20 protein-coding genes are annotated in these 26058 nt (G+C 63.8%); 9 read left to right on the forward strand and 11 right to left on the reverse strand.

Going from position 1 to position 26058, the window contains the following annotated elements:
* Positions 1–132: 132 nt before the first annotated feature.
* Positions 133–519, reverse strand: coding sequence for a hypothetical protein (locus tag AC5JBD_RS16785; protein ID WP_495722972.1), 387 nt, complete (start codon positions 517–519; stop codon positions 133–135).
* A 274-nt stretch (positions 520–793) separates the two neighbouring features.
* Complete coding sequence (locus AC5JBD_RS16790) at positions 794–2434, reverse strand: serine hydrolase domain-containing protein (protein WP_495722973.1); 1641 nt, start codon at positions 2432–2434, stop codon at positions 794–796.
* Between the two features lie 264 nt (positions 2435–2698).
* On the opposite strand from AC5JBD_RS16790, the gene AC5JBD_RS16795 reads away from it, so the two are divergent.
* The 6 genes from AC5JBD_RS16795 (at position 2699) to AC5JBD_RS16820 (ending at position 7678) form a co-directional block, all read left to right on the forward strand.
* Entirely contained in the window at positions 2699–3334 is a 636-nt protein-coding gene (locus AC5JBD_RS16795; RefSeq protein ID WP_495722974.1) for a nuclear transport factor 2 family protein, read from the forward strand.
* A gap of 106 nt (positions 3335–3440) precedes the next feature.
* Positions 3441–4751 (forward strand): S41 family peptidase, encoded by a 1311-nt coding sequence (locus tag AC5JBD_RS16800; protein ID WP_495722975.1) that lies wholly within the window; start codon positions 3441–3443, stop codon positions 4749–4751.
* 93 nt (positions 4752–4844) lie between these two features.
* On the forward strand, positions 4845–5399 hold the full coding sequence (locus AC5JBD_RS16805) for a VOC family protein (RefSeq protein WP_495722976.1): 555 nt from the start codon (positions 4845–4847) through the stop codon (positions 5397–5399).
* Positions 5400–5507: 108 nt separating this feature from the next.
* Positions 5508–6329, forward strand: coding sequence for an alpha/beta hydrolase (locus tag AC5JBD_RS16810; protein WP_495722977.1), 822 nt, complete (start codon positions 5508–5510; stop codon positions 6327–6329).
* A 580-nt stretch (positions 6330–6909) separates the two neighbouring features.
* Positions 6910–7437, forward strand: a complete 528-nt coding sequence (locus AC5JBD_RS16815; RefSeq protein ID WP_495722978.1) for a MarR family winged helix-turn-helix transcriptional regulator — start codon at positions 6910–6912, stop codon at positions 7435–7437.
* A gap of 79 nt (positions 7438–7516) precedes the next feature.
* Positions 7517–7678 (forward strand): hypothetical protein, encoded by a 162-nt coding sequence (locus AC5JBD_RS16820; RefSeq protein ID WP_495722979.1) that lies wholly within the window; start codon positions 7517–7519, stop codon positions 7676–7678.
* A gap of 357 nt (positions 7679–8035) precedes the next feature.
* On the opposite strand, the gene AC5JBD_RS16825 is transcribed toward AC5JBD_RS16820, so the two are convergent.
* Complete coding sequence (locus tag AC5JBD_RS16825; protein WP_495722980.1) at positions 8036–9487, reverse strand: S41 family peptidase; 1452 nt, start codon at positions 9485–9487, stop codon at positions 8036–8038.
* A gap of 158 nt (positions 9488–9645) precedes the next feature.
* Between AC5JBD_RS16825 and AC5JBD_RS16830 the strand changes: the two genes are divergently transcribed.
* Positions 9646–10941 (forward strand): tetratricopeptide repeat protein, encoded by a 1296-nt coding sequence (locus AC5JBD_RS16830; RefSeq protein ID WP_495722981.1) that lies wholly within the window; start codon positions 9646–9648, stop codon positions 10939–10941.
* 921 nt (positions 10942–11862) lie between these two features.
* Here the strand turns inward: AC5JBD_RS16830 and AC5JBD_RS16835 are convergent.
* Positions 11863–13947: a ParB/RepB/Spo0J family partition protein gene (locus AC5JBD_RS16835; protein WP_495722982.1), complete on the reverse strand. Its 2085-nt coding sequence runs from the start codon at positions 13945–13947 to the stop codon at positions 11863–11865.
* 700 nt (positions 13948–14647) lie between these two features.
* On the opposite strand from AC5JBD_RS16835, the gene AC5JBD_RS16840 reads away from it, so the two are divergent.
* Complete coding sequence (locus AC5JBD_RS16840) at positions 14648–14833, forward strand: hypothetical protein (protein ID WP_495722983.1); 186 nt, start codon at positions 14648–14650, stop codon at positions 14831–14833.
* A 769-nt stretch (positions 14834–15602) separates the two neighbouring features.
* Here AC5JBD_RS16840 and bla read toward each other — a convergent pair.
* From bla to AC5JBD_RS16875, 7 genes are all read right to left on the reverse strand, one after another.
* The gene (bla, locus tag AC5JBD_RS16845) at positions 15603–16472 is read right to left on the reverse strand and encodes a class A beta-lactamase (protein ID WP_495722984.1); all 870 of its coding nucleotides are present in this window, start codon (positions 16470–16472) and stop codon (positions 15603–15605) included.
* Between the two features lie 144 nt (positions 16473–16616).
* On the reverse strand, positions 16617–17519 hold the full coding sequence (locus AC5JBD_RS16850; protein ID WP_495722985.1) for an NmrA family NAD(P)-binding protein: 903 nt from the start codon (positions 17517–17519) through the stop codon (positions 16617–16619).
* A gap of 4 nt (positions 17520–17523) precedes the next feature.
* The gene (locus AC5JBD_RS16855; RefSeq protein WP_495722986.1) at positions 17524–18546 is read right to left on the reverse strand and encodes an NAD(P)H-dependent flavin oxidoreductase; all 1023 of its coding nucleotides are present in this window, start codon (positions 18544–18546) and stop codon (positions 17524–17526) included.
* Between the two features lie 45 nt (positions 18547–18591).
* Positions 18592–20904 (reverse strand): TonB-dependent receptor, encoded by a 2313-nt coding sequence (locus AC5JBD_RS16860; protein ID WP_495722987.1) that lies wholly within the window; start codon positions 20902–20904, stop codon positions 18592–18594.
* 164 nt (positions 20905–21068) lie between these two features.
* Positions 21069–21965, reverse strand: coding sequence for a DUF1349 domain-containing protein (locus AC5JBD_RS16865; RefSeq protein WP_495722988.1), 897 nt, complete (start codon positions 21963–21965; stop codon positions 21069–21071).
* A complete protein-coding gene (locus AC5JBD_RS16870) occupies positions 21962–23383 on the reverse strand; it encodes a DUF885 domain-containing protein (RefSeq protein WP_495722989.1) in 1422 nt (473 codons plus the stop codon). Before AC5JBD_RS16870 ends, AC5JBD_RS16865 begins: the two co-directional genes overlap by 4 nt.
* Positions 23380–24720, reverse strand: a complete 1341-nt coding sequence (locus tag AC5JBD_RS16875; RefSeq protein WP_495722990.1) for an alpha/beta hydrolase family protein — start codon at positions 24718–24720, stop codon at positions 23380–23382. Before AC5JBD_RS16875 ends, AC5JBD_RS16870 begins: the two co-directional genes overlap by 4 nt.
* Here AC5JBD_RS16875 and AC5JBD_RS16880 point away from each other — a divergent pair.
* The gene (locus tag AC5JBD_RS16880) at positions 24604–26055 is read left to right on the forward strand and encodes a sensor histidine kinase (RefSeq protein WP_495722991.1); all 1452 of its coding nucleotides are present in this window, start codon (positions 24604–24606) and stop codon (positions 26053–26055) included. The genes AC5JBD_RS16875 and AC5JBD_RS16880 overlap by 117 nt on opposite strands.
* Positions 26056–26058 lie beyond the last annotated feature (3 nt).

A 26058-nucleotide genomic window follows, 5' to 3' on the forward strand; every position in this document is an offset into this window, starting at 1 on the left:
CAAGCCCCGGTAAGCAGGGCGAAAACGGAAAAATCCCGCCTTGCTATTCTACTACACCATCTTCCATGCGGCACGACCTGGACCGACTGTTTGGCGAACCATGCGAGCTTGGGTGATGTTGCAGGATCGGAGTCAACGGACCGGCTCGGTCGCCGCTTCGAATTCGAGTCGAGCGTCGAACGTGCGGAACAGCGACAGCTCGCCGAGCGCCACCTCATGAGCACGAGCGAGGTCTCCGAGCCTCTCCAAACCCCGCGGCACGTCGTCGAGCGGCCATGGCATCGGCCGGAGCCCTTTGTGCAGCGGTCGTCCGAAATTGTCCCAACGAGACGGATAAACCAGCCTCGCACCCACGGCATCGACCACCTCGGCCCAATAGGCGTCGACATACTCCTGACGCGTTCGCCCAAGGCCTGAGCTCCCGAGGAAGACGACATCGGCATTCACATCGTGGAGGCGGCCGGACTCGTAGGCGGCTCCGGGATAAACGTCGTTTCCGGCGGCATCCAGGCTCGGCAACAGGTCGCAGCCGATCGCACGGAGCTGTTGGAAGCGTTATTGCGAGACAGGGCTCGCCGAGACGCGCTACGGCGCTGCAATGACCTCCTCGCCCAAGCCTTCCGCTCGAAGCGTGCGGCTTGGACGAGTGACTCACTCACCCGCGAATTGTCCGCGGGGATCGATCAGATTTAGTGGCCGCCTGCGGCCTTACATCCTCAACGAAGCGCTTTGAGCAACTTGAGCCCCGCTGATCGCTCGAGTCGAGGCCCGGTGTCCTGGTGAACCGTCGAACTCAGCGCCGAGCCGCCGCCTTCTTCGTCCCTTGAACTCGCTCCGCGGCGAGGCGGCGCAACCGGCGATTGCTCATCGTCAGTCCGCTCACTCTGCCCGACTGTGCTCGCCGGAACGTCACGGTCCCGCGCGAACTCACGAACAGGTCGCGGCCGACCTGCTCCAATCCCAAGTCATACCCCCGCGGCCAAGCGAGCTTCAGTCGACCGTGCAAGACCTCGACGGTGTAGGTCATGTCCGCTTCGGCGCTCCAATACTGGCCAGCGAACGCGCTTAGGTCGGTAATGGACGCCGTCGGCGAGGTCAGGCGGCGAAACGTCCTGAACGTCGGCCAGGCGTCGCGGATGTGGAGTTGCGGCTGCTCTCCAGGAACACCGGTGGATGGCCGCACGAAGCGCCATTCATGAGGCTGATCGCTCGGCCTGAAAACGTCGCCGCCGATCGGCACCAGTGGCGTGGAGCTGCCGATTTGCCGGAGCGCGCCATCCTTCCATTCGATCTGCACCACCTCATCCGTCGCCTGGCTCCAGTAGTTCCCGGCCCACTGCGACTGATCGGCCTCCGAGACCTCAACCGCGGGCGGGAGCGCCGGGGACCGCATCTGATCACCTAGGTAAACCTCGGCGACCCTGCGGGTAAGGTCGACCGGTGCGATGGTCGAGGCATTGCACAAGGCCACCACCGCCACACCCTGGTCGGGGAACAGGACTGCCTCGGCGCGATATCCCCCGTCGACGCCATCGTGGCCTACCGTACGCAGGCCCCGGTAAACGCCGAGCCTCAGGCCCCCGCCATAGTTGATCCTGACGCCGTCATCCAAGCTGCCGGACGTCTTCATCCACGTCACGAGCGCCGAGCCGCCAATGCGACCATCGGTCAGGTTCTGTTGCCAGCGGAGCAAATCCCCGACGGTGCTGAACAGGCCATTCGAGCCGTAATGCTCGATCTTGGGAACGTTCCTGCTCCACCCGCCGCCGGCGCGAGGGCTATATCCCACGGCGCGGCGCGGCACGATCTCGTTGTGGTCGTCGCTGAAATGAGTGTCCTTCATGCCGAGCGGCTCGAATATCCGCTCGTTGGCAAATGCCCTCAGCGGCCGACCGGACACGCGCCTCACAATCAAGGCAAGCAGCGTATAACCGGAATTACCGTAGACGACCTCAGACCCCGGCTTGTGGTTCAGATCGCGCTGGCGGGGCAGAACCCACAGGACATCGTCTTCAGTGTACAGATCGCCCGGCCGCCAACCGGCGAGCGCCAGCAACGGTCCCTGGTCGCGCAAACCATTGGTGTGGTGGATCAGCTGAGAGATGGTGATCGGCGAACCATAATCGGGCATCTCAGGCACATACTTGCGGATGTCATCGTCCAGCGCCAGCTTGCCCTCCTGCGCGAGCAACCCGATTGAGAAGACGGTGAATTGCTTAGAGATCGAAGCGACGGCGAAAACGGACCTTGGCGTGATCTCAACTTCGTCTTCGAGGTCCGACATGCCGAAACCGTCGGCATAGGATAGAGCGCCCCCGATCGAGACGGCCACGGCGCAACCGGGGGTCGTCCTCCCGCTCCAAGGCCTGAAAATTTCATCGATTTGCGCCTGCCGATCCGGATGCGTGGCAGCGCCGGCGTATGTGCCACCCATACAGGCTAGTGTGAGGGCGGCGAACCCACATAGGGGTAAAGACCTCAACCTGGGCAAGTCAGCTCCTCCTAAGGCCTTCGACCAAGCAAGGGGGAGGAACCTGTCCGGCAGGTCACTTTAGCAAGACGGTCGGCGGACCGACCGAGCTCGCCTTGATTTCACCCCAACGCACGCGAATGCACCATATAACAGTGTTTACACATCACGGAGAACATGTCCATTCTGCGCCTGCGAACGATCGGCCGGTGAAAGGGGAGAAAACACGTGACCAAACTCATGTTAGTCTTCGTGGCGAGCCTCGGACCACCTGCGGCGCCGGATGTCAGTCACGGCGAGCTCGCAGACAGCTCCCTTCACACCTCGCATGCCTCACTGGTCATGCCGGAAGCCGACGAGGAGATCGCATTTTTGTCTAGGGAGATCGAAGTTCTTGAGCCGAGACAAGAGGTGCAGCGAAGAATAAAGTCGGCTGGGACAGAGAGCGGTGTCGCAGGCACTCCGAGGCACAACGGAATAACGCTTGCAGCTGACGAGGAAGAGCTCGGGGATCTCAATTCGCGCTGGCTGATGTCATACAAGCGGCGTGATCGCGAGACCTTGGATTTCATTCTTTCCGACGACTTCATCGGAAACTACTTCGGGCATGCCCGTACGAAGACGGAGATCATAGCATTCGCCATGGATCCTGGCCGGACGGTCAAGGAGATCACATGGCGGGATCTTCAGATCCGCTCCAACGGTGCTATCGCCGTCGTCAGCGGGATCTCGACCGTCCGCGCGCAGCAAGGCAGTGCGCCAGAGACGGTCTCAAGCAGCCGTTACATCGACATCTATGAGCGAAGGGCGGGGCGCTGGCGGGCGGTCGCGGCCCACGTGTCACCTGTTCCGAACCAACAGTGACCGTGCCCGCCCAGTCGAATTTTCGAACACGGTGTATTGACAGCGTCATACACTTGCGCGACAAACTGTATCAGCACTGTTACATGAGGGGAGCGGATCAATGCGAATGGCAGGAGCGGTGATGGTGGGACTTTCGATGGCGATAGCAACGCCGAGTGCAGGGCAGTCTCCGAGGACATCGCCAGATACGGCGGGCACCCGCTTCGATGCGCCTACAGTCGTAGAGGAGGTCAGGAAAATTCTGTCGGAGCGCTACGTCCTGCCGGAGCGGCGGCCAGCGCTGGATGCGGTTCTCGCCGAGGGATTGGGCTCGAAGCGATACCTGGTGAGGGAGCCAGCGGTGCTCGCGGAGCGGATCAATGCTGACCTCGCGCGCGTCGGCCGGGACCATCATCTGAACTTCAAGTACGATCCGCAACGCGTCGAAATGATGATGGCGCGAACGGCGGAAGGCGAGCGCGATCGCTCAGCGTTCGAGGCGGAAGTCCGACGGAACAATCACGGCGTGCGGCAGCTCAGAGTTCTGCCCGGCAACGTGCGATACCTCGATCTCGTCAGCTTCGATTGGCTGGGCAGCGAAACGGCGGACGTCTTCAAGTCGGCGATGGCGTTCTTGAAAGGCGGGGACGCCGTCGTCATCGACTTAAGGCGCAACGGCGGCGGCGCCGGGCCGGCGGTTCACCAAATCATCAGCCACTTCGTGAAAGCAGGTACGCCTCTGATCCGTTTCCACAAGGGGAATGAAGTCTCGCCAACGATGGAGTCCCTGGTTGGTGCCAGCGACATGATCGGCAAGCCTCTGTACGTTCTGACCAGCGGCCAGACCGGCTCAGCCGCCGAGGAGTTCGTCGGCCACGTCGCAGGTTACCGGCTTGGCGAAGTGGTCGGGGAGACGACTTCGGGCGCGGCCTTCATGAACGGCATGTACGCCATCGAAGGAGGGTTCGAGCTCAGCGTCTCCGAGGCTCGCCCGGTGCTTGCCGCAACCGGGAAGGACTGGGAGGGCACCGGCATCGCGCCGACCATACCGGCCCCGGTCGAGGAGGCCATTGATACGGCGCACATCCACGCACTTCGGAAAATCGCCTCTTCCGCCGACGATACCCGCAGCGCGCAATTGATAGCGATGGCGGAAGGGATGGAGGCGATCCGCCGGCCAGCGAGCGCCGCGGCACCCCTCGCAGCATATGCCGGCCGATATGGCGGCCGAGAGCTCGCGCTTCGTGACGGCAAACTCTGGCTCGTCCAGGGCGAGCGCCCGCCCCGGCTCATGGTGCCGCTCGGCGGCCACCGCTTCACCTTGGCGGATGACCCGCTCGTCCGCCTCAGCTTCCTAGTCGACGGCGCACGGGCCACAGCCTTCGATCAGGCCGCCGGAGCGGGCCCCGTCCTCGGCAGGTTCGAGCGGACCTCCTAAAGCGGAACGGTGCCTCAGGCTCGCGTGAGGGCACCGCATCCGTGGACGCTACGACAGAAGTGTCGCGATACGTCGCTGCTGGAGATTGGACGCATGCCGGAAGACACTGCCGATGGCATCGGCGAAGATGGTGGACGCAAGCCCGGTCACAGTCCGGAGGTGCACCTGAATGAAGTGACCGTCGCGGCGAGAGACTACGAGGCATCCTGTTCGTTCTACCTCGACCTCGGCTTCACCCAAATCGTCACGGCGCCTCCTCGCTACGCCAGCTTCGAAGCGCCCAACGGAGCGACCTTCTCGTTCCACGCCGACGAAGCATCGCCGTCCGGCACGGTCATCTTTTTCGAGACGGAGGCAATCGGCGAGCTTTTCGAGGATCTAAAGGAGCGCAGTGCCGTCCTGATCGCACCGCCGCAGGACCAATCGTGGCTATGGCGAGAAGCTCGGGTGGAGGATCCGGCCGGCAACATGATCTGCTTTTACTCCGCTGGCCCGAACTGGCGCTTCCCCCCCGTGGCGGCTGAAGGACACGGAGATCGGCTGAATCAGCTTTCCGCTCTTGCGCAGGCGCCCCACTGGCTCTCAAGTCGATCTGCCGGCCGGAGGGCGTCACGTATCGAGCTGCTTCGGTGGGCTGGCGGGCCTTAGCGGGCGCGAGACGGCGCGGAACCGAATCGTGCCGGAGCGCTCATGTGAGTTCCGTTCCGCAATAAGCCCCATGCCTCGTCTCACGTAATGCGATCAGAAAGCCTGTCTATGTCCAAGCTGCTGCTTCCGCTGATGCTCACGGCCTTGATTTCATGCGCCAGCGCACCAGTGCCGATCACGTCCACGGTTCCGAACACCGGCTTCCGAACAGAGTTCTACGACGGCTCGAGAAGCCGCCGCGTGCCGGTGGCGATTTACGGCGCGTCCGGCACTCCTCGTCCCTTGGCCGTCATATCGCCCGGTTGGGGAGAGCCGCACGCCGCCCAACATCTGGACTACACCTTCATCGCCGACGCGCTCGCCCGCCAAGGCTACATCGTCGCGGCGATCCAACACCAGCTTCCTTCCGATCCGCAGCCGCCGAGCGTCGGCAACGTAGCGCTTCTTCGCCGCCCCTCGTGGCAGGTCGGAGTGGCGAACATCCTGCTCGTCGACCAGACTCTCCGCGGCCTAGGGGTGATCGACACGTCCCGGGGCGCGCTCCTGGTCGGCCACTCGCACGGCGGCGACATCTCAATGCTATTCGCCACGTTGCATCCGGAAGCGGTGGACGCCGTCTTCACGCTCGACAACCGGCGGATGCGATTGCCTCTCACCCACCGGCCCCGCATCTGCACCCTACGATCGATAGACACGCCGGCGGACGAGGGTGTATTGCCGTCCATCAGCGATCAGCGACGGCTGGGGATGCTGGTGGAAAGATCCGTCGATCTCAAGCACAATGACATGTCGGATGTAGCCTCGCCAGCGCAGAAACGTGCGATGCTGCAAGCGCTCCAGCGTTGCGTTCAGGGCGTTGTCGGCCGAGGGTCCGGCTCTCAGCCCCGAGAGCCCGTGATCCGAAAGCAGAAACAGAGGCTTGCCCGCTGACGCTCTTGTCGCGGATCGGCTTCTGACCGGCGAGAACGTGCCCGGCCGCCATGGGCGGCCCGGATCGCTACGACCTGAAGAACGCCAGCTCGGGGGGCGTTCGGATCACGCGACAAGTCCCAGCGAACTCTCAAATGGCGGCGATGTCAGCGGAGGGCTGAGTTGAGTGTCGCACGCCCGAGCCGGCGACATGGTCTCGGGACCTGCTTCCCCATCGCGGTCCTGTTCGTGCTGGTCCTCGCCGTGATGGTAATCCTCATCGCGATGCTTGGCCTATTCGCCTCGCGCTGAGGCAGACGAACCGATGCTCCGGAAAACGGATCGCCGACCAATACGGGCGACGGATGAACCGTCGTGCGGACGCTTTCGCCGAGGTGCCCCAGCCAATGGAGAGGCACTGCATCGTTCAAGCCGCCGCCCGCTCCGTGAGGCGCGGCTTGATCAGAAGTCCGCTCACCTTGGGCGGTGGGTTCGTGCGGTCTGGTCTCGTCGAAGCGGAAAGGCTGGCCTATGCGTAGGCTTCGAGAGTTCGCAGGCCTACACGTCCGGATGCGGCACCGGGACCTGAAAGGAATTAGGCATGAAGAGAGCCGTCGAAGGCACCGGGCTTGGCACGCTGCTGAGGAACCTCGTCGAGCACCTAGATGGCGGCGTGGAGGCGATGTATGAGAAAGAGGGCCTGGATTGCCGTTCGCGCTTCACTCCCGTGATCCGACACCTCGAGCAGAATGGTCCCAGTTCCATCCGGCAAATCGCGACGGCGAACGGCCTCACCCACTCGGCGATCAGTCAGACGGTTTCGGAGATGCTGAAGAAGGGGCTGGTCTCAAGCGAGCCGGGTCAGGACGGCAGGGAGCGGATCATTTCCTTCACTGCAAAGGCCGAGGCCATGCTGCCCCGACTACACGTCCTCTGGCGCGCGATCTGGGCCGCCTCGGACGATCTGGGAAGCGAAGTCGGTGTTTCGCTTCCGCTTACGATCGCGAAGTCGCTGGAAGCGGTAAAGGAGAGGTCGTTCGAGGAGCGCATCGCAGATCGGCTGTCCCGCCAGCAGGCGCTGGGGCGACGAACGACGCGGGTCAACATCGCTTCCGAAGGGTCGCCGTGAACCAGGTTGTGCCAAGCGCGCCCTCCAAGTGCGGGCGGCGCGGCAAAGTTCGGCGACCCATGACCGCCGCCCCGTCCCGATGATCAAATTCGGTGTTTGGCGCACGTTGCTGGCGCTGCTGGAGGGGCAGATGATCCTGCTCGCGCTCGCCCTGTTCCGGATTCGCGAGAACAAGCTCGCGAATGCCTCGCTGGCCAAACCGCAAGCCATAGTGCACCTGGTCGCGCGCTCCGGGTCCTGAAATCGCGTCAGGCCGTAACAGCGCTTACACGTTGTTTGGAGGGTGTTATTGACCCTATGCGTAATCAGGCGGGCCCGGAGTGGACACCGGTCCCCGATCATGCCCCTGCCAGACACAATGATCATGCCAATCGGCGCCAAAATAGGTCCCAAGGGAGAAGTTGACTGTGATCCTCCCGAAGAAGAGCATTCAGGTGCTCACGCACGTACGCGATCTGTGTAGAGGATATTAGACGGATCGCGTCTCGTGCAGTGGATCCAACCCGTCCCTCAGCATTCCATTTCGTCGAACCCGTGTCGGGGCAGGCTGATGCACTATCCACGAACGGGAGTTTGCTCTCTGTCCACCGCACGCGTCTCAGCCTTTGTGAGTGCCTACCAGCTCGAACGCGCGCCTGAGAACCCGGTCATCGGCGCCCTCAATCATGGGTGTCTCGATTGCGAGTTCCGGGACGACCCCGCGGCGCTCGAGCGAACCGTTCGGCCTTATGATGAGTGACTTGGGAAAGCCGATCTCGATGCCCGTCCTCGGCAGACGGAAGGCTTCCATCGCCCCCAGCGTGGTCGCGAGATCGCTCGTTTCCTCGCCGATGATGGTCCCGAAGCGGTAATCCTGAATGAGCGCGGCGGCCGAAGTGGCATTCGAGTAGGAGTGTCGATTAACAAGAACATAGACTTGGCCCGTGAACCGGGATCCATCGCGCGGAGCGGTGACGGGAACGGGCGAGTCGATGATCTCGCCGGGTTGACGCCCTGCATACGCTGTTGCGAGCGCCTCGGAGCCTGCATTTCCCTGCGCGCCGGCTGCCTCGATGCGACGACGATTGGAAGCCACTGCTTGCGGGCTTACTTTGATGCGGATCGCAGAGGCGAAGCGGAACGGACGGGTCGCAAACCAGGCAATCATCCGATCACTGAAGCTGTTATCGCCGCCCGGATTGTCGCGCAGGTCGATCAGGAGCCGTGTGGCGCCAGCCGCGATGATCGCCTCGAACGCGCTGTCGATGAAGCCGGCAAAGGCGCGTTCGTCGTAGATGTCGCTCGCGCCTGGAGCGTTGTTGTAGAATGGGCCCGGGCGCAGATATGCCACGCCGTCCGGCTGCAGCCGCAGCACGCGCTCATCCCAATCGAGTTCCAGGAGTGGCGGCTGCGACGAGCCGGCAGCCTTCATTTCGGGCTGGGTGCGAGCAGGCACCAGCACCTCGAGATTTCGCCCGTCGCGATGCAAGGTCAGAGTGAACTGCTGCACCGACCCGAGTTCCAGCCATAGGTGGTGAGCGAACCGGAACTCCAGGAGGGTGTGCGCCATATAAGCATTATCGGCGGAGAGGCTTTCCCACGCCTTGGCGAGCCACCAATGCGCGGGCCGGCCATTGATGGCAACGATCTCATCACCCGGACGGACTGCCTCAATCCCACTCAGGTTTTGCACCACGAACGGACGATTTCGCTTGATGCGCAGCAACAGCGGGAAGATCTTGCCGCCGTTTTCTCGGTAGGTTCTAAAGTCCAGAACGACTTTGTCGATGCGGGCATGGGCGATCCGGCCAAAAGCGACGAACCGCTGGAATCGGATCGCGGCCTGACTGGCCGTCTCAGGCCGCGTGATTTCGGCGAGCATCCGTCGGAAGAGCTTGTCATATTCTGCCCGGGAGACGTTCGCGTAGAGATCTCGGTGCGCCTGCTGCAATTGTCGGTAGAGGTCGCGGAAATCCTCGGCGATCACTTTGGGGGGAAAGAGTCGGACGGCGTTACCCGTCGCCTCCGCAGGGGCCGGCTGAGCCTCGGCGCCATCCACCCATCCAGTCATGCTCGCCAAGGCGCTTAGCCCCAACACCCAGTTCAATCGCATCGCGCTCCGACCTCCAGACACTCTTCGCGGCCTAGCGCGGCCGGGCTGAAGCGCCATGATCTCGATCTTTTCTTTTCCTTATGAAAAGCTGATGCCGCGTTTTCGTTGGAGGCAGAATGGCGATGGCAGATCGGTTGAAGGTGGGGGCGTGGCGCGCCGATCGCGCGCGCTGCATCGTTGAGAGCGAGGGCGTGGTGCGGGACCTCGAGCCAAAAGTCGTGGATCTGCTCTTCATGCTTGCAGCCCAGCCGGGCGAGGTCGTCTCCCGCGAGCGGATCTTCGCCAGCTTATGGCCCGGCGTCGTCGTCGGACAGGATTCCTTATCGGCTTGTGTCGCCAAGCTCCGGGCGGCGCTGGGAGACAATGCCCGAGCTCCGCGCATCATTCAAACGGTCCCGAAGCGAGGATACCGGCTCATCGCTCCGGTGACGGCCCCCGATGAAGAGCCGCCATCATCTGATCGGCCGCGATTCCTGCATGCTCGTCTTGCGGTAGCGGCCGCCGCGGCGGCTCTCGCCCCGGCACTCATTGTTTATGTGGCGACTGGGTGGAGTACGACCGCCAGTGCCGAAGCCGTGCAGCTGACGCGGCGTGCCCATGACCATTACTTCCAATTCAATCGCGGCGACAATGAAGCTGCGATCAAGCTCTATGAGCGGGCGATCCGCGATGAACCTCGACACGGCGCAGCCTATGCCGGGCTGGCCAATGCCCTCGTCCAGCGGGTGGTCCGATGGCCTGAGCCTCCGGGAGCGGCGGAGCCGTCTCAGCCGTCGCTTTATGAGGCGGTAGCGAATGGTCGCACCCGCACTCCGTTCGCACGAGCCAAGCTCGATCGTGCCCTCAGCCTGGCTGAAGCTGGCGTTCGCATGGCGCCCTCAATCCCGGCGACGCACAAGGCACTAGGGCTGGTGCTCGGCGCTCGTGGGGAAATTCAGGCTTCCCAGCGCTCCTTTGAACGCGCGGTGGCGACCGATCCCGACGCCTGGGACGCCTTGCTTAACTTAGGAGAAATCGAGGACCGGCTCGGAAAGCCCTCAAAAGCACTCATCCGCTTCGAGGAGGCTTATTCGGCCATGACCCGCGTCTACGATGCGCAGCCGGTCCGGCTACGAACATGGTATCCCGCGACGGGCGTCTCCATTGCGAGCCGATACGCCGCCGCCGGACGCTTCGCGGACGCCGCTGGCTGGTACCGCCGCGTGCTAGACCACTCGCCATTCCACGGATCAGCGACGGCGGGGCTTGCCCAAATGCTGGTCCGACTTGGCAAGAACGGGGAGGCGGCTCAGCTCTGCGCCGAGCTCATGGAGCGGGTTGGCGGGATCGATAAACCTTGCCAAGAGATCCCGCCCTTGCACGCCAGTGCTCCTTCCGTTCAGATCGCGGCTGGCGGAATGCATGCACTGTAACAATGGGTTCTACAGCTGGCGGGGTGATGTTTCCGAATGTGCGAGTCTCTGTGATCTTCCTAGGCGACGTGTGAGGCCGCCGACACGTGAGGAACGGGGGCAAGGCCGATCGGAAAAGTTTGGCTGGGTAGTGGGACCAGCACCGCTCGTCTGTCCACATGAGGTAGGCAGGTGCTAAGATGCTGTTTTCGGAGGCGCAGCTGGTGAGTTGGTTTGTCGCTGTCGCCCTGCTCTGTGTGGCTTCCGAAAGACTGCCATGCGCCACCTCTTGTCGTTCGATACGTGCTATGACGACGTCGGCGGTCGAAACCCTTGATTTTTCCTCTCCAGCGAAGGACCGGTTTGACCATTTCTGAGGCAAACGGACGCGGTCCCAGGCTGTGCGCCGTGGCTCGGAGCCACTTAGGTAACATGGGTTTCCGCGCCCGCCGCTCCGATACGGAGAACGCAACACGAGCCGGTCGTCAGGTTGGGGCAAGCGGGTTTGGCCCCCGGGGCAAGCTCACGATGTTTGATCCGGTCTCGACCGCTCAGTAGCAGGCAGCATCGCGACTTAGCCAGATGGCGGGTTGTAATCGGCCGATATTGCTCCTCGTTGTTTATGATTGGGATGGGCTCGGCACGGGTTGGGGACGGCAGGGACACCGGGCGGCGATCCATTCGAACCTGCGCCGTCGTCGCCAATCTCCTGTGAGCGATCCGCCGCCCGTCCGGACGGGCTGATGGCGGCCGGCTCAGTGAGGCTCCTCAGCTAGGCGCAGTGGGTTCGGGTTGACCGCGGCGGAAAGTAGGGCGTGCCTGCATATCCCTCTTGGGCAAGCCCTCTGGCCAGTTTTCACAAATTCCGGTGGCCGTCCCCAGCCGGTGACGAGAGTGCGGGGCGGCGCCGCAGCGCCGCCCCTGAGGCAGCTGACGAAGGCGTCAGGCCGCTTCCTCGAAGCTCTCGGACGGCTCCTCGCCGCCCGCCTCCGGCTCGCCTCCTGCACTCTCGGGAGCGGGGTCCGCCGCCTCCGGGGCCGAAGGAGCCTTGGCCTCCTCCTCCTCCCACGGCGGAGTCTCCTCGTTGGCGGGAGCGGAGGGGGCAATGGACTCCGCGAACCGCATCGCCTCCGGAACCCAGGCACGTGCCCGCTCCTTGACCTCCACCTCAGCGATGAAGTCCCCGGCGAAGATGCGCTCAGCGGACTGCGACAGCTCCGCCTTCTTGAGCCCTGAGTAGCGGGAGGCGAAGGCGGGCCCGCCGACTTCCTCCAGCGCCGCCAGCGTAACGGCCTTGGGCGCCCGGTCGAAATAATTCGGGCCCGTCGGCCGCCACCATTTCGCGACCTCGATGCCAAGCAGCGCTCCGATATGGTCATGGAACGGGCATGCCCGTTCGGAGGCGTTGGCGCTGGCCTCCAGCGTCCGCGCGACAGCATGGCTGAGCCAACCAGCCCGCGCTTCGTCGGACAAGGCGCGGAAGGCATTGAACCGCTCGCCGCGCGTGTTGCCTTCGGTCCAGCTGCGGTCGAGCGCCCCCACCGCCTGCGCCCGCGCCACCGTCGCGGCAGCGTCGGGCGTCTTGAACCCGAAGACTGGATCGGTAGGCGGCAGCGCGACCAGCGACGACCCGCTCTTCCCGCTCGAATACCCCGCGTCCCGGTCCACCATCAGAAAGATAGCAAGGTCGAGCGCCAGCGCCGGATCGGCGGCGACATGCACCGCGAGCACGTCGCGCCGCTGGATCGCGAGCTCGTCCAGCAGCGCGCGCGAGATCGTCTGCGGACGCTCCTTGAGCTCCGGCTCCCCGGCGGTGACGGGAGAATCGGTTCGGTCGCCGCCACGGTCGTCCCCTGGCTCCTCGTCCTCGCGCTCCTCGGCTTCCGAGTAGAACACGGAGTCGAGCACCGGCGCACCGGTTTCCTCAAGGAGGAGGAAGGCTCCTAGCTGCGGCCTCAGCGTCTCGTCCACGATCGCGGGCTTGTCGCGAAGCACGGCGATCTCCCGCTCCAGCGCTTTCGCCTTCTCCTCGGCCTCCTGCCGCACCTCGTCGGCAGTCTCCTCGTCCTCGATGACGGCGATCAGCGCTTCGATCTCCGCATGGGCGACCTCGATGCGCTCGACCTCCTCTTCGGTTAGCGGCTCGCGCTCCGGCACGACCCGCTGCAAACCCGCCGTCGCGGGGTAGCCGATCCAGGATTCGAGCGTCGGCCGGACCCAGGCGAGACCCAGCTCCGTCGCCTTCTCGTTGGCGAGCGCCTCCAGCTTCTCCGTCGCCAGCCGCTCGACCAGGGCGATATCGAGCCACCGCGTGCCATCCTCGTCCGAGAACAGGTCCCGCTCGATCCGGCCACCCGCCGCAACATAGGCCTCCTCGCCGACGAACCGCGCACGGGGGTCGCTCGCGCTCACCGTCGCCTGCGTCATCATCCTGCGGATGCTTTCCGGATGCTGCGTCATGTAGCTCCGGCTGACCTGCTCGAAGACGAAGGCCTGCCGCTCCCGGTCAGGCGTCGCGCCGTAGGCCTTGGCGACGTCGAGAGTGATCTCGCCAGCGCCGAGCGCCTCGAACACCACCGGCGCCAGGGCCGCGAGCCGGAGCCGCCCCTCGACGAACCGGACGGTAAGGCCGAACCGGCGTGCTACGCCCTCGACGTCGGCGCCCTGCTCGATCAGCTGGCCAAAGGCGAGGCACTCATCGGTGGGGTTCATGGCGAGCCGGTGGAAGTTCTCCGCGAGGCTCGCCTCCTGGGCAATCGCGCCGCCCCCGATGACGAGGCATGGTACCTCATGCGAAGCCTCGAGCTTGCTCTCGCCGACGAGCGCCTTCAGCGCCCGCAGGCGCCGGCCGCCCGCCTCGACGGCGAACGAGCCCCGCGGCTTCCTGGCAGGCGCAACCACTAGATTCTGGAGCAGGCCTCGCGCCTCGATGTCGGCTTTCAATTGCAGGTCCGCCTGCTCGTTGCTGCTCCGCCGCACGTTGCGCGGGGAGGTGATGAGCCTGCTTAGAGGAATGGTCTTGATCATGTCGGCCTCCGGATAGGAGCCGGTGCGGCCTCTCCGCACCCGTCGCTCACCCCGCTGCGCCTCCTCTCCTTTCTCACTCGATCATTTCTCGGCAGCGGGCACGACGCGCCGTCCAAACGCCAAGTGCCAGCACGCCTGGGTCTCGAGTTGCCGTGGCCATACGGCAGGATTTAGCCGTTTCCCGCCGGTCCGCTTTCCGGAAGTGGCCAAGGCATAGCGGTCATTCCGGCGGCGGAGCCGCGAATGGCCGAAAACGACCCATTGCTGACATTCGAGGAAGGTGCGATCCTGGCAGGGAGGCGATCAACAAATGAAGAAAGTGGCAGGGCAGAAACCGGTGCCGGATGCCGAACGGAAGTAAGAAGTGGCTTGTCCTGTCGGTGAAGATCCTCGTCCTGCTGTCGGTGATGACGATCTGGGCGTGGATTGGCTTGAACCCCGGAGAGCGTCTGCCGGGAAGCGGGCCGTGAAGCACAAGCCGGTGGAGTGGAACGGCGAGTGACGCTGCGCCCGCTACTGGCGATCCTTATCGCATGCCTGGTGATCGCGATCATCCTTGGCGTCCCTTATGCTGGAGGCCTCCGGGACGCCTATTTTGGCGGCCATGCTGCCGGACCCTGGGCGCTAACTATCGTCACCGGCATACTGATTTGGAGCTTCTGGCGGACTCGGCGACCAAACGAGTAGGGGCGCGGTTCGAATGACTGGGCTGTCCTGGATGTTCCTCGGCATCGCCGCGTTCGTCAGCTTCTCCTTATATTTCGGCATGAGCAAGGCCGCCCAGAAGCAGGTCTCCGCCCCGTTCGATGAGACGGATGCAGCCGTGCTGCTTATAATCGTGCTCTCACTGCTGGCTGCTTGGCTCACTCGAGCGACGCGAGACTAAGCCGCGTCACGCTGACTGGAAGAGACACAGGGCTCCTTTCGTGCCAAACTCGTTCGTGCTTAATGCGCGCACTTCACTCATTGCCTGCGCGCCGTCTTCAGCCTTTATGATGAGGCATGAAAGCCCGTCTCGAGGTCTATGTCTTTCGTGACCCGCATTTCGCGCCGTCGGGTGACACTCTGGTCTGCATCGCAGAGCTGCGGCGCCTGCAACGGTTCATCACCAAGAAGGAGGTTGCCTACGCCTTCAGCGGATGTGCGACGTATCGACGGTATGGTTTGGGCCGATCAGGCCTCTTCCAGTGGCTTCAACGGACTTACGTCGGGGTCTGGGGAAGAAAGAACACGTCTCGCTTTAGGCGCTTTATGCGTGAGCGCGGCGCAGAGCTGATCATCCATCGGGAGGCTCCGACGAACCTTAGGCTGGCATACTACTCGACCGAGAACGGGCGAAGGCGAGTCCGCCAATTGGCACCCAGGGCCGAGTAGCGGAAGGCCCGCTTGCCACCCTTCCGGAACGTTCAGCGGACCAGGTCCGCCTTCGACCCGTTACGGACATTCATCCGCAAAGCCGTTAACTGTCGGGCAGTATCGGTTCTGCTGCGGCAGCCGTCGCGGCGGAGGCGGAGCGGCATCCACCACTCCGCGAACGTCGGCTCTCGGCGAGAAAAGCAAGGCCGAATTAGGCCAAAGGAGGCGGTCAGGCTACCGCGGCAGCTTGGCGCGGCGGCAGGGGAGTCGCGCGGGACGCACGTCCCAAGCCGCGGGAGCTACGACAGACGCGCAGCAATGGTCCGGGCAACAGAGGCATGAGCGGCGTTCCGTGCTTCAGACGAGGCGGTGCCTCCAGTGATGTAACTGGTAACGAGAATTGCCGCTCGATCCGGTGGGAGAACGATCGCTATATCGTTATTCGCGCCATCGTTGTCGCTTGTCCCAGTCTTGTCTCCCACACGCCAGCCGAGAGGGAGACCTGCACGAAGGCGCGTGAGGCCCGTGGTGGATTCCTCCATCCAATGTATCAGTCGAGATCGGGAGGCCGGAGCGAGCACATTTCGAATCAGAAGTGCATGCATCAGGTCGAGCATAGCTGCGGGCGTGGTGGTATCCCTTGGGTCGCCAGGAAGATTTTCGTTCAGCATGGGCTCGTTTCGGTCAAGCCTCGAAACGCTATCGCCGCACCGGCGCAGAAAGCGCGTAAACCCGGGTGGTCCCCCAATTTGTTCCAAAAGGAGATTGGCGGCACTGTTGTCACTGACCCTAACCGAAGCCCTAGCTAGCGTTTCAAGCGACAGCCGGCCCTGATCAAGATTGGCGCGGACTACGGGAGCGTGGCGGAGCAGGACTGAGCTGTCGAAGGCAAGTTCGTCTGTCAGCTTGCGCTGCCTCACATCCACTTGCGCGAGAATTGCCGCTGCCAACGCCAATTTGAAGGTGGAACACATCGCGTAGCGGCTGTGTGCGTCATGTTCGATCGTCACACCGTTGCCCGTGTCCAGAGCTTTCACCCCCAGTCTGCCTCCCGGGCCGAGGCTTGCCTGAACCTCCTCGAGCTCCGCCACATGAAGCGACTGCCGCTGGCGGGCGGCGCAGGCGGCCGACAGGATTGAACCTGCCAGGATGAAGCTGCGTCGATCCATCATCATAGCGAGCTAGCGCCAAACTGTAGACGCCAGACCCTCATTCGACAGCGTCGCGTCGTGTTAGCTAATCCTCGCGGCCCACGAGCAATGATGGCTTGATGAAGGCGCTTCATCTCAAACCGAGTGCAGATCGAATGTGTCTTAATGACGTGTGCTCCAGAATTGCCTGCTGGCCGCGATATAGTCTTGGAGATCGAGCGGCTTCCGTCCGAGCAGGTTCGCAGCGTCCGCCGCCACACGCCCCTCGGCTCCAGCTTGAATAGCTGCGAACAATTCAGTGACCTGCCCCGAGAGCCACCAGTCCATACCGCCCGCCAGTTTCATCGTCAGTCTGGCTGCGAGCAGCGGCGGACTCACATATCTCACATGCCGCTCCAGGCTACACGCGAATGCCTCCGCCACCTCGCTCATGGACCAGGCCCTGGGCCCAGTCAGGTCGTACGTCGCGCGATTATGCTCGCATTCTGTCAGAACCTTCGCCGCGATCGCGCCAACGTCATTCACGTCTATGAAGGCGATCCGCCCTCCACCAGCCGGCGCGACGAGACGTCCCTTCCGCAAAGGCTGCGCAAAGAGCTCGAGCGACTGGTAGAAGAAGGAAGGACGAAGGATCGTGTAACGCAGACCGGACCGTCTGATCCGGTCTTCGATTTCACCATGCAAGCGGCCGAAGCTGACCCGCGGCCGACGGCCGGCTATTATCGCCGAGATCTTCACGATGCGAGGCCGGCCTGCCCGGCGCGCCGCGTCGATGACGCGGCCTTCACGCTCAACCTGCCACGGATTGTCGCCGGTAACGAGCAGGACGGCATCAACCCCGCAAAGAGCGCCGTGGAGCGCCGCTTGATCCTCTATCCCACCCCGGTGCACCACGTGCGGCAGCGTGAGCGCCGGCAGTCTCTCCGGCTGCCGGGAGAGAAGATGAACGTAGGGCTGGCGCTCCGCCGGCAGCCGCATCAACTGCCGGAGCGTCGCGCCGCCGACCCTTCCAGTCCCGCCCAAGATCAGGATTGTCCGGCTGCCGCCGGTGCCGCCCGAGACCATGCCGCTAGACCTGCACAAGCGAGGCAAGGGATCCGATCGTCCACCGCGCCTCGTTGATCATAGTCTCTACGATCAGGCCGGCGGGAAGCGTCTCGCTGATCTGGCCGATGCCTTGTCCGGCCAGAAACGGCATCTCCTGCGTGTCGCCGCGCATCTCGCGTGTCGGCACGAAGGCATTGAATCGACGCAGGGGAAGCTCCTGCCCGCCGAGCTCGATGGTGCCGATCTGAGGGAGGCGCTCGTCCTCTGGGGGCATGTCAGCCTCCCTCCCCTCCCACTCACGAACCACCTGATTGGCGATAACCCGCATCGGGTTGAACTGCGGCATGGACCGACCGAACATAGACGTGAGCCGGGTATCCGCTCCGCACGCACTTATGAGCGCTTGCTTGTAGTCCGGATGCGCGTTGGCTTCCTCGCTCGCGAGAAGACGACTACCAACCCACGCTCCGTCGGCGCCGAGGGCTAGCGCGGCGGCCAGAGCCGCGCCGCTGCACACACCGCCCGCTGCCAGCAATAGCGGCTCCGGCCCGAGCGCTCGCCGGAATTCCGGGATTGCGACGAATATCGGCAGCTCTGCGAAATTGTGGCCGCCGGCCTCTACCCCCTGGATGACGAGCAGGTCGACGCCTTGAGCGAGTGCCCGCTCGGCCGCCTCAACCGAGCCGACTTGCTGCCAGACTTTTATGCCGGCGCCGTGAAGCGCCGTGACCCATTCGTGCGGTGGCTGCCCCCAATGGAATGACACGACGTCGGGACGCGTCTCGAGGAGCAGGTCGATATGCTGCTCAGTCGCGAGGAGCGTAATGAGGTTGATGTTGACCGGCGCGGCGATCGCATCGCGATAGGCGCCCAGGGTGCCCGCCAGATCCGCGGGCGAGCTCAACCCCACGCCGATCGCGCCGAAGGCGCCTGCTCTCGCCACCGCGAACGCGAGCTCATGTGTTGATCCGACAAAGCCCATCCCGGCCGATGCGATCGGATGCAGAATGCCATAGGCACGAGTGAACCGGGTGCTGATCGACATTCGATCCCCTTTTCTCAAGTCATCGATGCTGGTTGTGTCGGTCGATCAGATCGACTTGGTGACCCGCAGTCCCCATTCACGTCCTCGAGCGGGCGCGGTGAGCGTGAAGCCGGCAGGATCCAGGATCGACTCGCCGTGCGTGTAGTAGAGCTCGTCGCTGAGATTCTTCACGAACGCCGCGACGTCGATGCCGCTCTTTGCTGCTGTATAAGTGAGGCTGAAGTTCCAGATCCCGTAGCCATCTTCCCCAACCGTGTTGTTCGCGTCGAAAAAGAAGCTGCTGCGATACGCCCAGTCGAGGCGAGGCGTGATGCGCGCTCGCCCGGGCAAGTCGAAATCGTATGACGCGCCGGCATTCAGGGTCCATTTGGATGTGCCGGGGAGTTTGCTCGCCAAGGTCAACCCGGTCACTCGCGCGTCGAGCCGGTCATATTCGGCATCGGTGTACCCGACGCCGAAATTCAGCCGCATGTCCCCGACCGGAGCGACCTGGCCTTCCAGTTCGAAGCCCCTGACGCTCGCGGCGGCCGCATTCTGAGTGGTCGGCGCCACCCCGACCTGCACCGTCACCTGCAAATCTCGATAGTCCGTATAATAAGCCGCGCCGTTCAGCTGCAGCGTGCGGCCAGGCGTGCTGACCTTGAAGCCGGTTTCGTAGACGGATGCGGTCTCAGGGCCGAAGGCGGGTGGCGGCAGCAGCCGGCCTGTCGGCCCGGCCGGCCCAAGCTCCAGGTTGGCCGGGAAGAGCCGCTGCGCAAAGCCGCCGCTTTTGAAGCCGCGCGAATAGGTGGCGTAAAGCAGAAGGTTGTCGCTGGGTTCGAAGGACAGGGTCACCATCGGCGTCCACTCGCTGCTGCGGGAGGTCACCCGGCCCGGCGCGACAAGCGGCTGACCCGCGAGGAAGTTCAGCACGGCCGCTTCGGGCGGAAATGGCGGGATCGGCAAGGTCACCCGCTGCTCAAGAACCCTTTGATCGGGGCTGAAACGCCGGGCCTCATCGGTATAGCGAAGGCCGGCGGTCAGGCTGAGCTCGTCCGAGAGGCGATACGTCCCTTGCGCGAAGGCTGCATAGGATGTGTTGCGCACGCGGCCGCCTGAAAGGAAGCGCACGAAGCCGAAGTCCACGATATTGGGATTGCTGCCCTTTTCGTCCAGAGCATAGGCACCGACGATGTAGTTCAGCCGGTCGTTCGCCGCGCGCCCCAGAAGCTGGAATTCCTGGCTCAGCTGACGATAATCATATCGATCCTCTGTGGACTGCACCTGCAAGGGCGAGCCGTCGCCGTCACGCGAGAACTCGCTGCTAACATCGCGATAGGCGGTGATCGATCTTATCGTCAGCGGGCCCGTTTGATGCTCGACGTCCAGCGACGCGCCCCACATATCGGCGTTCGAGTAGACCGGATAGGTTCCCTCCACCTCATAGGGGTCCGCCAGCACGAATTGCGCATTGTAGAAGGCGCGACTGCCGAGCGTCGGGGCGAGCGTCGGCGCTACCAGCGCATTGTGGATCGTCGGGAACAGCGCGTTCGCATTGATCTCGCGCGGCACCAGCGGCGCACCATTCTCGCGGGACCGCATATAGTCGGCGTTGAACCGAAGTCGGGTGTCCTCGGTCGCGTCAAACAGCAGGCCGAGCCGTGCAGCCGCTTTGTTGTCGTCGCCCAACATGACGCCGTCGTTCACGCGCTCGACATAGCCGTCCCGCCGCTCGAGCCGGGTGAAGAGCTTTGCCGCGAGGCGGTCGGACAGAGGACCGGTTGCGTTCGCCGACAGAAGCACCCACTGGTCCGATCCGTAAAGAGCGGAGACCTCTCCCCCCGGCTCGAACGAAGGCCGGCGCGTCGTGATGTTGATCGCGCCGCCGATGGTGTTCTTGCCGAACAGCGTCCCTTGCGGGCCGCGCAGGATCTCGACCCGCTCCACGTCCGCGAGGTCAAGCAGGGATCCGACGGCGCGAGATATGTAGACGCCGTCGACATAGATGCCGACGCCTGGGTCCGTGTTGAGCGTGAAGTCGGTTTGACCGATACCACGGATGAAAACGGATGCGCTCTGGCTGCTGCCGGAGAATGCGGACGAGGTGTTCACCGTCAGATTGGGCGTGAACTCGTCCAGATCCTCGACGCCGAATGCGGAGCGTGCCTCGAGCGCCGGTGCTGAGAAGGCCGTGATCGAGATGGGTGTGTCTTGAATATTCTCTTCCCGCTTGCGCGCGGTGACGACAATCTCCTCCACGCCCTCGGCTGCGGGAGCGTCCGGCTCCTGCGCCCAGGCAGGCGCCGCCAAGCTCATGCAGCCGGTGAGCAGCACGAAGGCCCGAGCAGGACCGTTCAATCTAAACGCAGGTCTCGACATAAGATTCATGATCCTCCGGGAAAGCGCGAAGGCTCGTCGCCCACTTGATCGCGCCGGTGATGGAAAAGGGTTGCAGGAAAGGCTGGCTGTCAGACCCAGTCAGCAAAGGGGGCCTTTGCGAAGAAGCAGGTCAGCGCGATTTGCGCCCCGGCCGGACGTCCCGATCAGTCGCCCAGGGCGGCCAGAATTCTCGCTTCGCTCATGTTCGGATCGGCTAGGGGATGGGCGCGGACCTGTTCACGCCAATCCCACACGATCTCCGGCTTCGGCCGCGTGAAGCGTATCCAGTCCACATCCATCAACATGTCGACGCGCGCCGTCTTGTTCACCGTGCGGTTCATCACGTTCGCGTCCTCGGGAACGGGCGGCAGATCCTCGCTCCCCGTATAGGCGATCACGCCCACCTGCATCGCGCTGCCGGGATCCATCCGATAGAAGCGATCTCGAACCTGCCATGTGCCCCCTTCGGGGCGGGCAAGCGCGAACAACGTCATGCCGACCCGCACCAGCCGCAGCTCCACCCAATCGCTCTGGAACGGACGAAGCTTGAGCGATGAGTAGCCGTTATAAGTGCCTTTGGTCTCCGTGACGGTGACGCCGCGCTCCAGCCCCACTCCGGTCGTGATGAAATGCCAATTCTCGCGATGCGGCTGCCAATTCGCGGCAGTGATGTTGTTGGGGACACGCGCGAGCAGGCCGCCCAGGGACCATGTGCCGGCGGGCACCGCTCCGCTTGAGCTCCGAACCCGCACCCGCGCGCGCATGTCGAAGTCGCCTTGGATGTCCTGGTAGAGGAACGGCGCGACCTTGTCCCGGATCCAGCCGGAATCATAAGGCTGGAGGTTGAGCGCGCCTTTCGTCGTGCGCCCTACATCGTGGCTCTTCACCATATCCGCCCAGCCATGGGTCTCGTGAAACCAGCGCCATTTCGGATCGACGCCGTCGCTATCGAATTCGTCGTTCAACGCAGAAAGGTCGGTTCGCGGCGGCTGCTTCTGTGCGTTGGCCGAAGCTGCAGCGCACACGACCGCAGCAGCGGCGAAAATCAACAGGCTCTTCACGATGTTTCTCCTGAGGGGCAATGACGGGCAGCCAGCGCCTCGACATCCTCCAGGCTCTGCATGGTCGGGGACAGGATGGCGGCGTGGAACAGGCGAGGATCGAAGCGCGGACCAAGGCAGCGGGCCTGGCTGGATCGGGCCCGCTCGATCGCATCGAGGCCGACCATGTAGGCCAGAGAGTGGCCGGGCCAGGCGAGATAGCGATCAACCTCGATGGCGATCTCTCGCTCCGACAAGGCGGTGTTGTCGCGCATGAAGGCGATGGCCCGGTCGCGCGGCCAGCCGTGCACATGGAGGCCGGGCTCGACGATCAGCCTGCTAGCGGCCCAGAGATGCTTGGCGACCATGCCGATCCGGTCCTCTCTGGTGGAATAGAGCCCCATCTCGTCGGCAAGATGCTCGGCATAGATGGCCCAGCCTTCGACCAAGCCGGAGTTGATCGCGGCGGGCGGTGCGGCCGACAAAGCGAGGTGATGGCCCGGAATGCCTTCATGAAAGGCGATGACCTCGGCCATCAGGCGCCGTTCGCCGGGGCGGGACAGGTTGATATGGTAGGTTGCGCCTGCCCCGTCGCGGGCAAGCTCATAATAGCCTGCGGGCACGGTCTCTTCGATTTGGGCCGGAATTGACCGAACCGTCAGGGACGGAACTTCCCGCACATCGAACCATCGCGGCAGCGCCGCTCGGGCGCGAGCGATGGCGGCTTCCGACACGCGCACGATCTCTTCACGCGACGCCGTTCCGCGATCGCTGCGACGATCCGCCAGATAGGCAGCTAGATGGCGATCAGGGAGGCCGGTCAACTCGGAAAGCTGCTTGCGGTAGCGGGCGAGGAGTCTTCGACCCAGCGCCTCGATGTCGGCCGGAGATAATTTCAGGGACGTCCAATAGGCTGTCGACTGCTCGAAGCAGCGGTGCCCATCCGGGTGGTCGGAGAGCCCCTTATCCGAGGCGAGGGGGAGGTAGACGTCGCGGAGGAAGGTGGCATAATCAAGGATGGCCGGACGGATTTTTCCGTCGAGCAGCGCCCGCCATTCGGGCGCCTTGAGGCTTGGCGCGAGCGGTTGCTCGAGCAGACCGTCAATCTGTTCGAGTACGCGGCGAACCACGGGCGCCGGGGCAGTCCTGCCCCCGGCAAGACCCGACCTCATCGCCTCCTTGTCCCGCGCCAGAATACCGGCAACAGCTTTCCAGCGCCCGAGCGCTTCGGCCTGCGCCTCCGGCAAAGCCTCCGCCAGCGCGGCCCATTCAATCGGCCAGCTCTGCTGCCAGCCTGTGACCTGGTTGAGGTAAATGAGATCCGTGTCGCAGCCTGCGAGCGCTGGCGCGGCCACCCCTGCTCCGCTGACCTGGGCCTGAGCAGTGGCGGGCGCGAACATCACCAGGCAGGCCGCGAGCCTCGCTCGTGCGTTGCTCACCCGCCTGCTCTTCCCGATGATATGCTGTTCGCGACCGGCGGAGCTTTCAAGCTGCTCTCGATCCAGTCAGCAAGCAAGGTGACCATCTGCGGATTGAACTTGCCGCCATACATGCGGCCGCCGCCGGCAAGATGCTTGCGCACTTCTTCCAAAGTGCCGTCGTCGGTCATCGCATGACTGGTCCGCGGCACTTCGACGAAGCGCGCAGTGCCGGGCCGATAATGGTTGACGACCCGGGCGATCAGCTCGTGGTCGGCGCGGCTCATCGCGGCGATGTCGCTCTCGCCGAAGATCGAAAGCACGTTGGCGTGGGTATTCCTCCACGCCTCGATCAGGCGAATGTTCGTCAGCTGGTGCCAGTATCGGAAGTTCCGGCCACCGATGATCTCTTTTCCGTCCCACTCCTGGAATTGGCGAAGAAGCGTCTCGTTCTCAGGGCCTTCCGCGGCAAGCGCAGCGGGCGCTTCGCCGTTGACGTAGATGCGATGAAAGAGGGTCCTCAGCTTCTCGCCGTTGCGTTCATTCTCGGCGGGGTCCGCGGCGAAGCCATGGAAGCCCTGATATTTATAGACGTCCATCAGATAGTCCGCCCAGTTGCGAACCACTGTCCCGAACATGGCGACGCCGCGAGGAGACGGCCCCTCTGCGGCGAGGAGGGGCGCCTGAATGCCGCCCATCGAATGGCCAAGCATGAAGAGGCGGTTCGGATCGACCCCGTGCTTCTCGACAAGATTGCGATAGCCGGCGCGGAACGCGTCCAGTTCGGTGTTGAAGTCGATGTCCATGCAGGCGGGGCCGCCCCGGCTGTCGCCAACCTGGGGCTTCTCGACTCGGTAGACGGATATGTTCCTCCGCAGCAGCCCTTCGATCAGGAGCCGGTACGGGCTCTCCGGGCTGCTCGCCTCCATCGTCGTGCAGGTATAGCCCTGGATCAGGAACAGCACCGGCCCCGCGGCGCCACCGGGCGGGGTGACCAGAATATCCCTGAGCTGGCCATCGCGGAACGAGACCGTTCCATAGGCGGCTGTGCCGTGTTGATAAGTTTCGCGCGGGCGCTCTGGATAACGGCCGCTGAGCCGCTTCACCTTGCCGCCGCGCACCACGTCGATCCGGGCGGGCTCGCCGCCGTGCTTTGCCCCCAAAGCGTCGAAGACGGCATCCCTCGTGCTGATGGGACGACCGTCCATCCGAAGCAGAACATCTCCTTTTTGAAATCCCAATTGCCGGGCCAGCTCAGGCGCCGCGATGTCCTCGATGAGGACTCCGGTGCCTTCCGGCACTTGCAGCGGCGCGCCCGGAACGATGCCAAGCGCAGCCTGGCGCGGAAGATCCCCCATCTCTCCGCTTCCGGTAAGAAGAGCCAAGGACAAGATCGCGACCGAATGAAAAAGCATCATATCCTCGAGGACGCCGACGGCAGAGAGCCACAGGCGAAAGGTGAACCGGACCGCATCACCTGCGTGCGGCGGTTTCCATCACATCCACAGCGGGCCTCGAAAGAGCGATCAGCAAACCGACGAACCGCGCAATCGCTCGACGGATGCGAGTGGACAGGCCCTCAGCTTTGCGGGAGGAGCACGAGGATGTTGAGCAAATCGATCGTCCTGCCGACGAACGGGGATGCGGTTGCGATCGGCTGGCCGGCGCGCATTCTTGGCGCCGCCGGTTTCTGGCTCCTCGCGATCGGCAGCGCCACCGCATACCGAATGTCAGAGACGGACTTCGTCTACCGGGCGTCCTATTTGGCCAAGGATGCCATTCTGTCGCTGGTCGGCATCACCTTCTTCCTGCTGCTCCAGGCGGGGATGCTCCGGGCGGCCCGCTACCGTTTCCCGCGGCAGGCGGCGATTGCCACGACGCTGGCGGTCATCGGCGTTCTGCCATTTGGTATTCTACTGATCGTCCTTTCAAACCTCATCAATTCGGCACCGATATGGGAGGGCTTCGCCGTCCGACGGGTGATCGCTTCCAGCTTCTTCTGGCTCGCGCCTTCGTCGGTATGGATCGCGATGAACCTGGCACTGATCAACGCGCAGATCGCCAACCAGCGGGAGCGTCGGCTGGCGCGGCTCGAGGCCCAGGAGCGGGAAGCGCAGCTTCGGGCGCTGCGCTACCAGATCAACCCGCATTTCCTCTACAACACGCTCAATTCCATTTCGGCGTTGATCCTCGACAATCGTGCCGAGGAAGCAGATGAGATGGTCGGGCGCCTCGCACTGTTCTTTCGCACCGGCCTTGCCGTCGATCCGTTGCACGACGTCTTGCTGGCTGATGAGCTCTCGCTACAGCGTCTCTATCTCGACATCGAACGGGTGCGGTTCTCGGATCGGCTCAATGTGGTGGTCGACGTGCCGGCCGAGCTCACTCAAGCACAGGTGCCAAGTCTGATCCTCCAGCCGCTGGTCGAGAATGCGCTGAAGCATGGAATGAACCCGCCGGGGTCGCAGACGCGCGTCGAGATCGCGGCGCGCCAGATCGGGGATCGGCTGGAACTCGCGGTCACGGACGACGGACCTGGAGCCTCCGGAGCATCCGGAACCGGCATAGGCCTCGAGAATATACGCCAGCGTTTGGCGGCGCGTTTCGGCGAGGCCGCCTCGCTTGCAGTCGAGAGGTCGGCGGTTCGGGGGTTCACGGTGCGCGTGCGTATGCCGCTGCGGCTGGCTTCATGAGAA

The sequence above is a fragment of the Allosphingosinicella sp. genome, assembly GCF_059502505.1.

Excerpts from the sequence above, each read along its gene's own strand:
- bla (WP_495722984.1), bottom strand. The coding sequence starts at position 16,472 with ATGGATCGACGCAGCTTCATCCTGGCAGGTTCAATCCTGTCGGCCGCC.
- AC5JBD_RS16815 (WP_495722978.1), top strand. The coding sequence starts at position 6,910 with ATGAAGAGAGCCGTCGAAGGCACCGGGCTTGGCACGCTGCTGAGGAAC.
- AC5JBD_RS16855 (WP_495722986.1), bottom strand. The coding sequence starts at position 18,546 with ATGTCGATCAGCACCCGGTTCACTCGTGCCTATGGCATTCTGCATCCG.
- AC5JBD_RS16840 (WP_495722983.1), top strand. The coding sequence starts at position 14,648 with ATGACTGGGCTGTCCTGGATGTTCCTCGGCATCGCCGCGTTCGTCAGC.
- AC5JBD_RS16800 (WP_495722975.1), top strand. The coding sequence starts at position 3,441 with ATGGCAGGAGCGGTGATGGTGGGACTTTCGATGGCGATAGCAACGCCG.
- AC5JBD_RS16805 (WP_495722976.1), top strand. The coding sequence starts at position 4,845 with ATGCCGGAAGACACTGCCGATGGCATCGGCGAAGATGGTGGACGCAAG.
- AC5JBD_RS16830 (WP_495722981.1), top strand. The coding sequence starts at position 9,646 with ATGGCGATGGCAGATCGGTTGAAGGTGGGGGCGTGGCGCGCCGATCGC.
- AC5JBD_RS16825 (WP_495722980.1), bottom strand. The coding sequence starts at position 9,487 with ATGACTGGATGGGTGGATGGCGCCGAGGCTCAGCCGGCCCCTGCGGAG.
- AC5JBD_RS16820 (WP_495722979.1), top strand. The coding sequence starts at position 7,517 with ATGATCAAATTCGGTGTTTGGCGCACGTTGCTGGCGCTGCTGGAGGGG.
- AC5JBD_RS16850 (WP_495722985.1), bottom strand. The coding sequence starts at position 17,519 with ATGGTCTCGGGCGGCACCGGCGGCAGCCGGACAATCCTGATCTTGGGC.
- AC5JBD_RS16810 (WP_495722977.1), top strand. The coding sequence starts at position 5,508 with ATGTCCAAGCTGCTGCTTCCGCTGATGCTCACGGCCTTGATTTCATGC.
- AC5JBD_RS16860 (WP_495722987.1), bottom strand. The coding sequence starts at position 20,904 with ATGTCGAGACCTGCGTTTAGATTGAACGGTCCTGCTCGGGCCTTCGTG.
- AC5JBD_RS16875 (WP_495722990.1), bottom strand. The coding sequence starts at position 24,720 with ATGGGGGATCTTCCGCGCCAGGCTGCGCTTGGCATCGTTCCGGGCGCG.
- AC5JBD_RS16835 (WP_495722982.1), bottom strand. The coding sequence starts at position 13,947 with ATGATCAAGACCATTCCTCTAAGCAGGCTCATCACCTCCCCGCGCAAC.
- AC5JBD_RS16790 (WP_495722973.1), bottom strand. The coding sequence starts at position 2,434 with ATGGGTGGCACATACGCCGGCGCTGCCACGCATCCGGATCGGCAGGCG.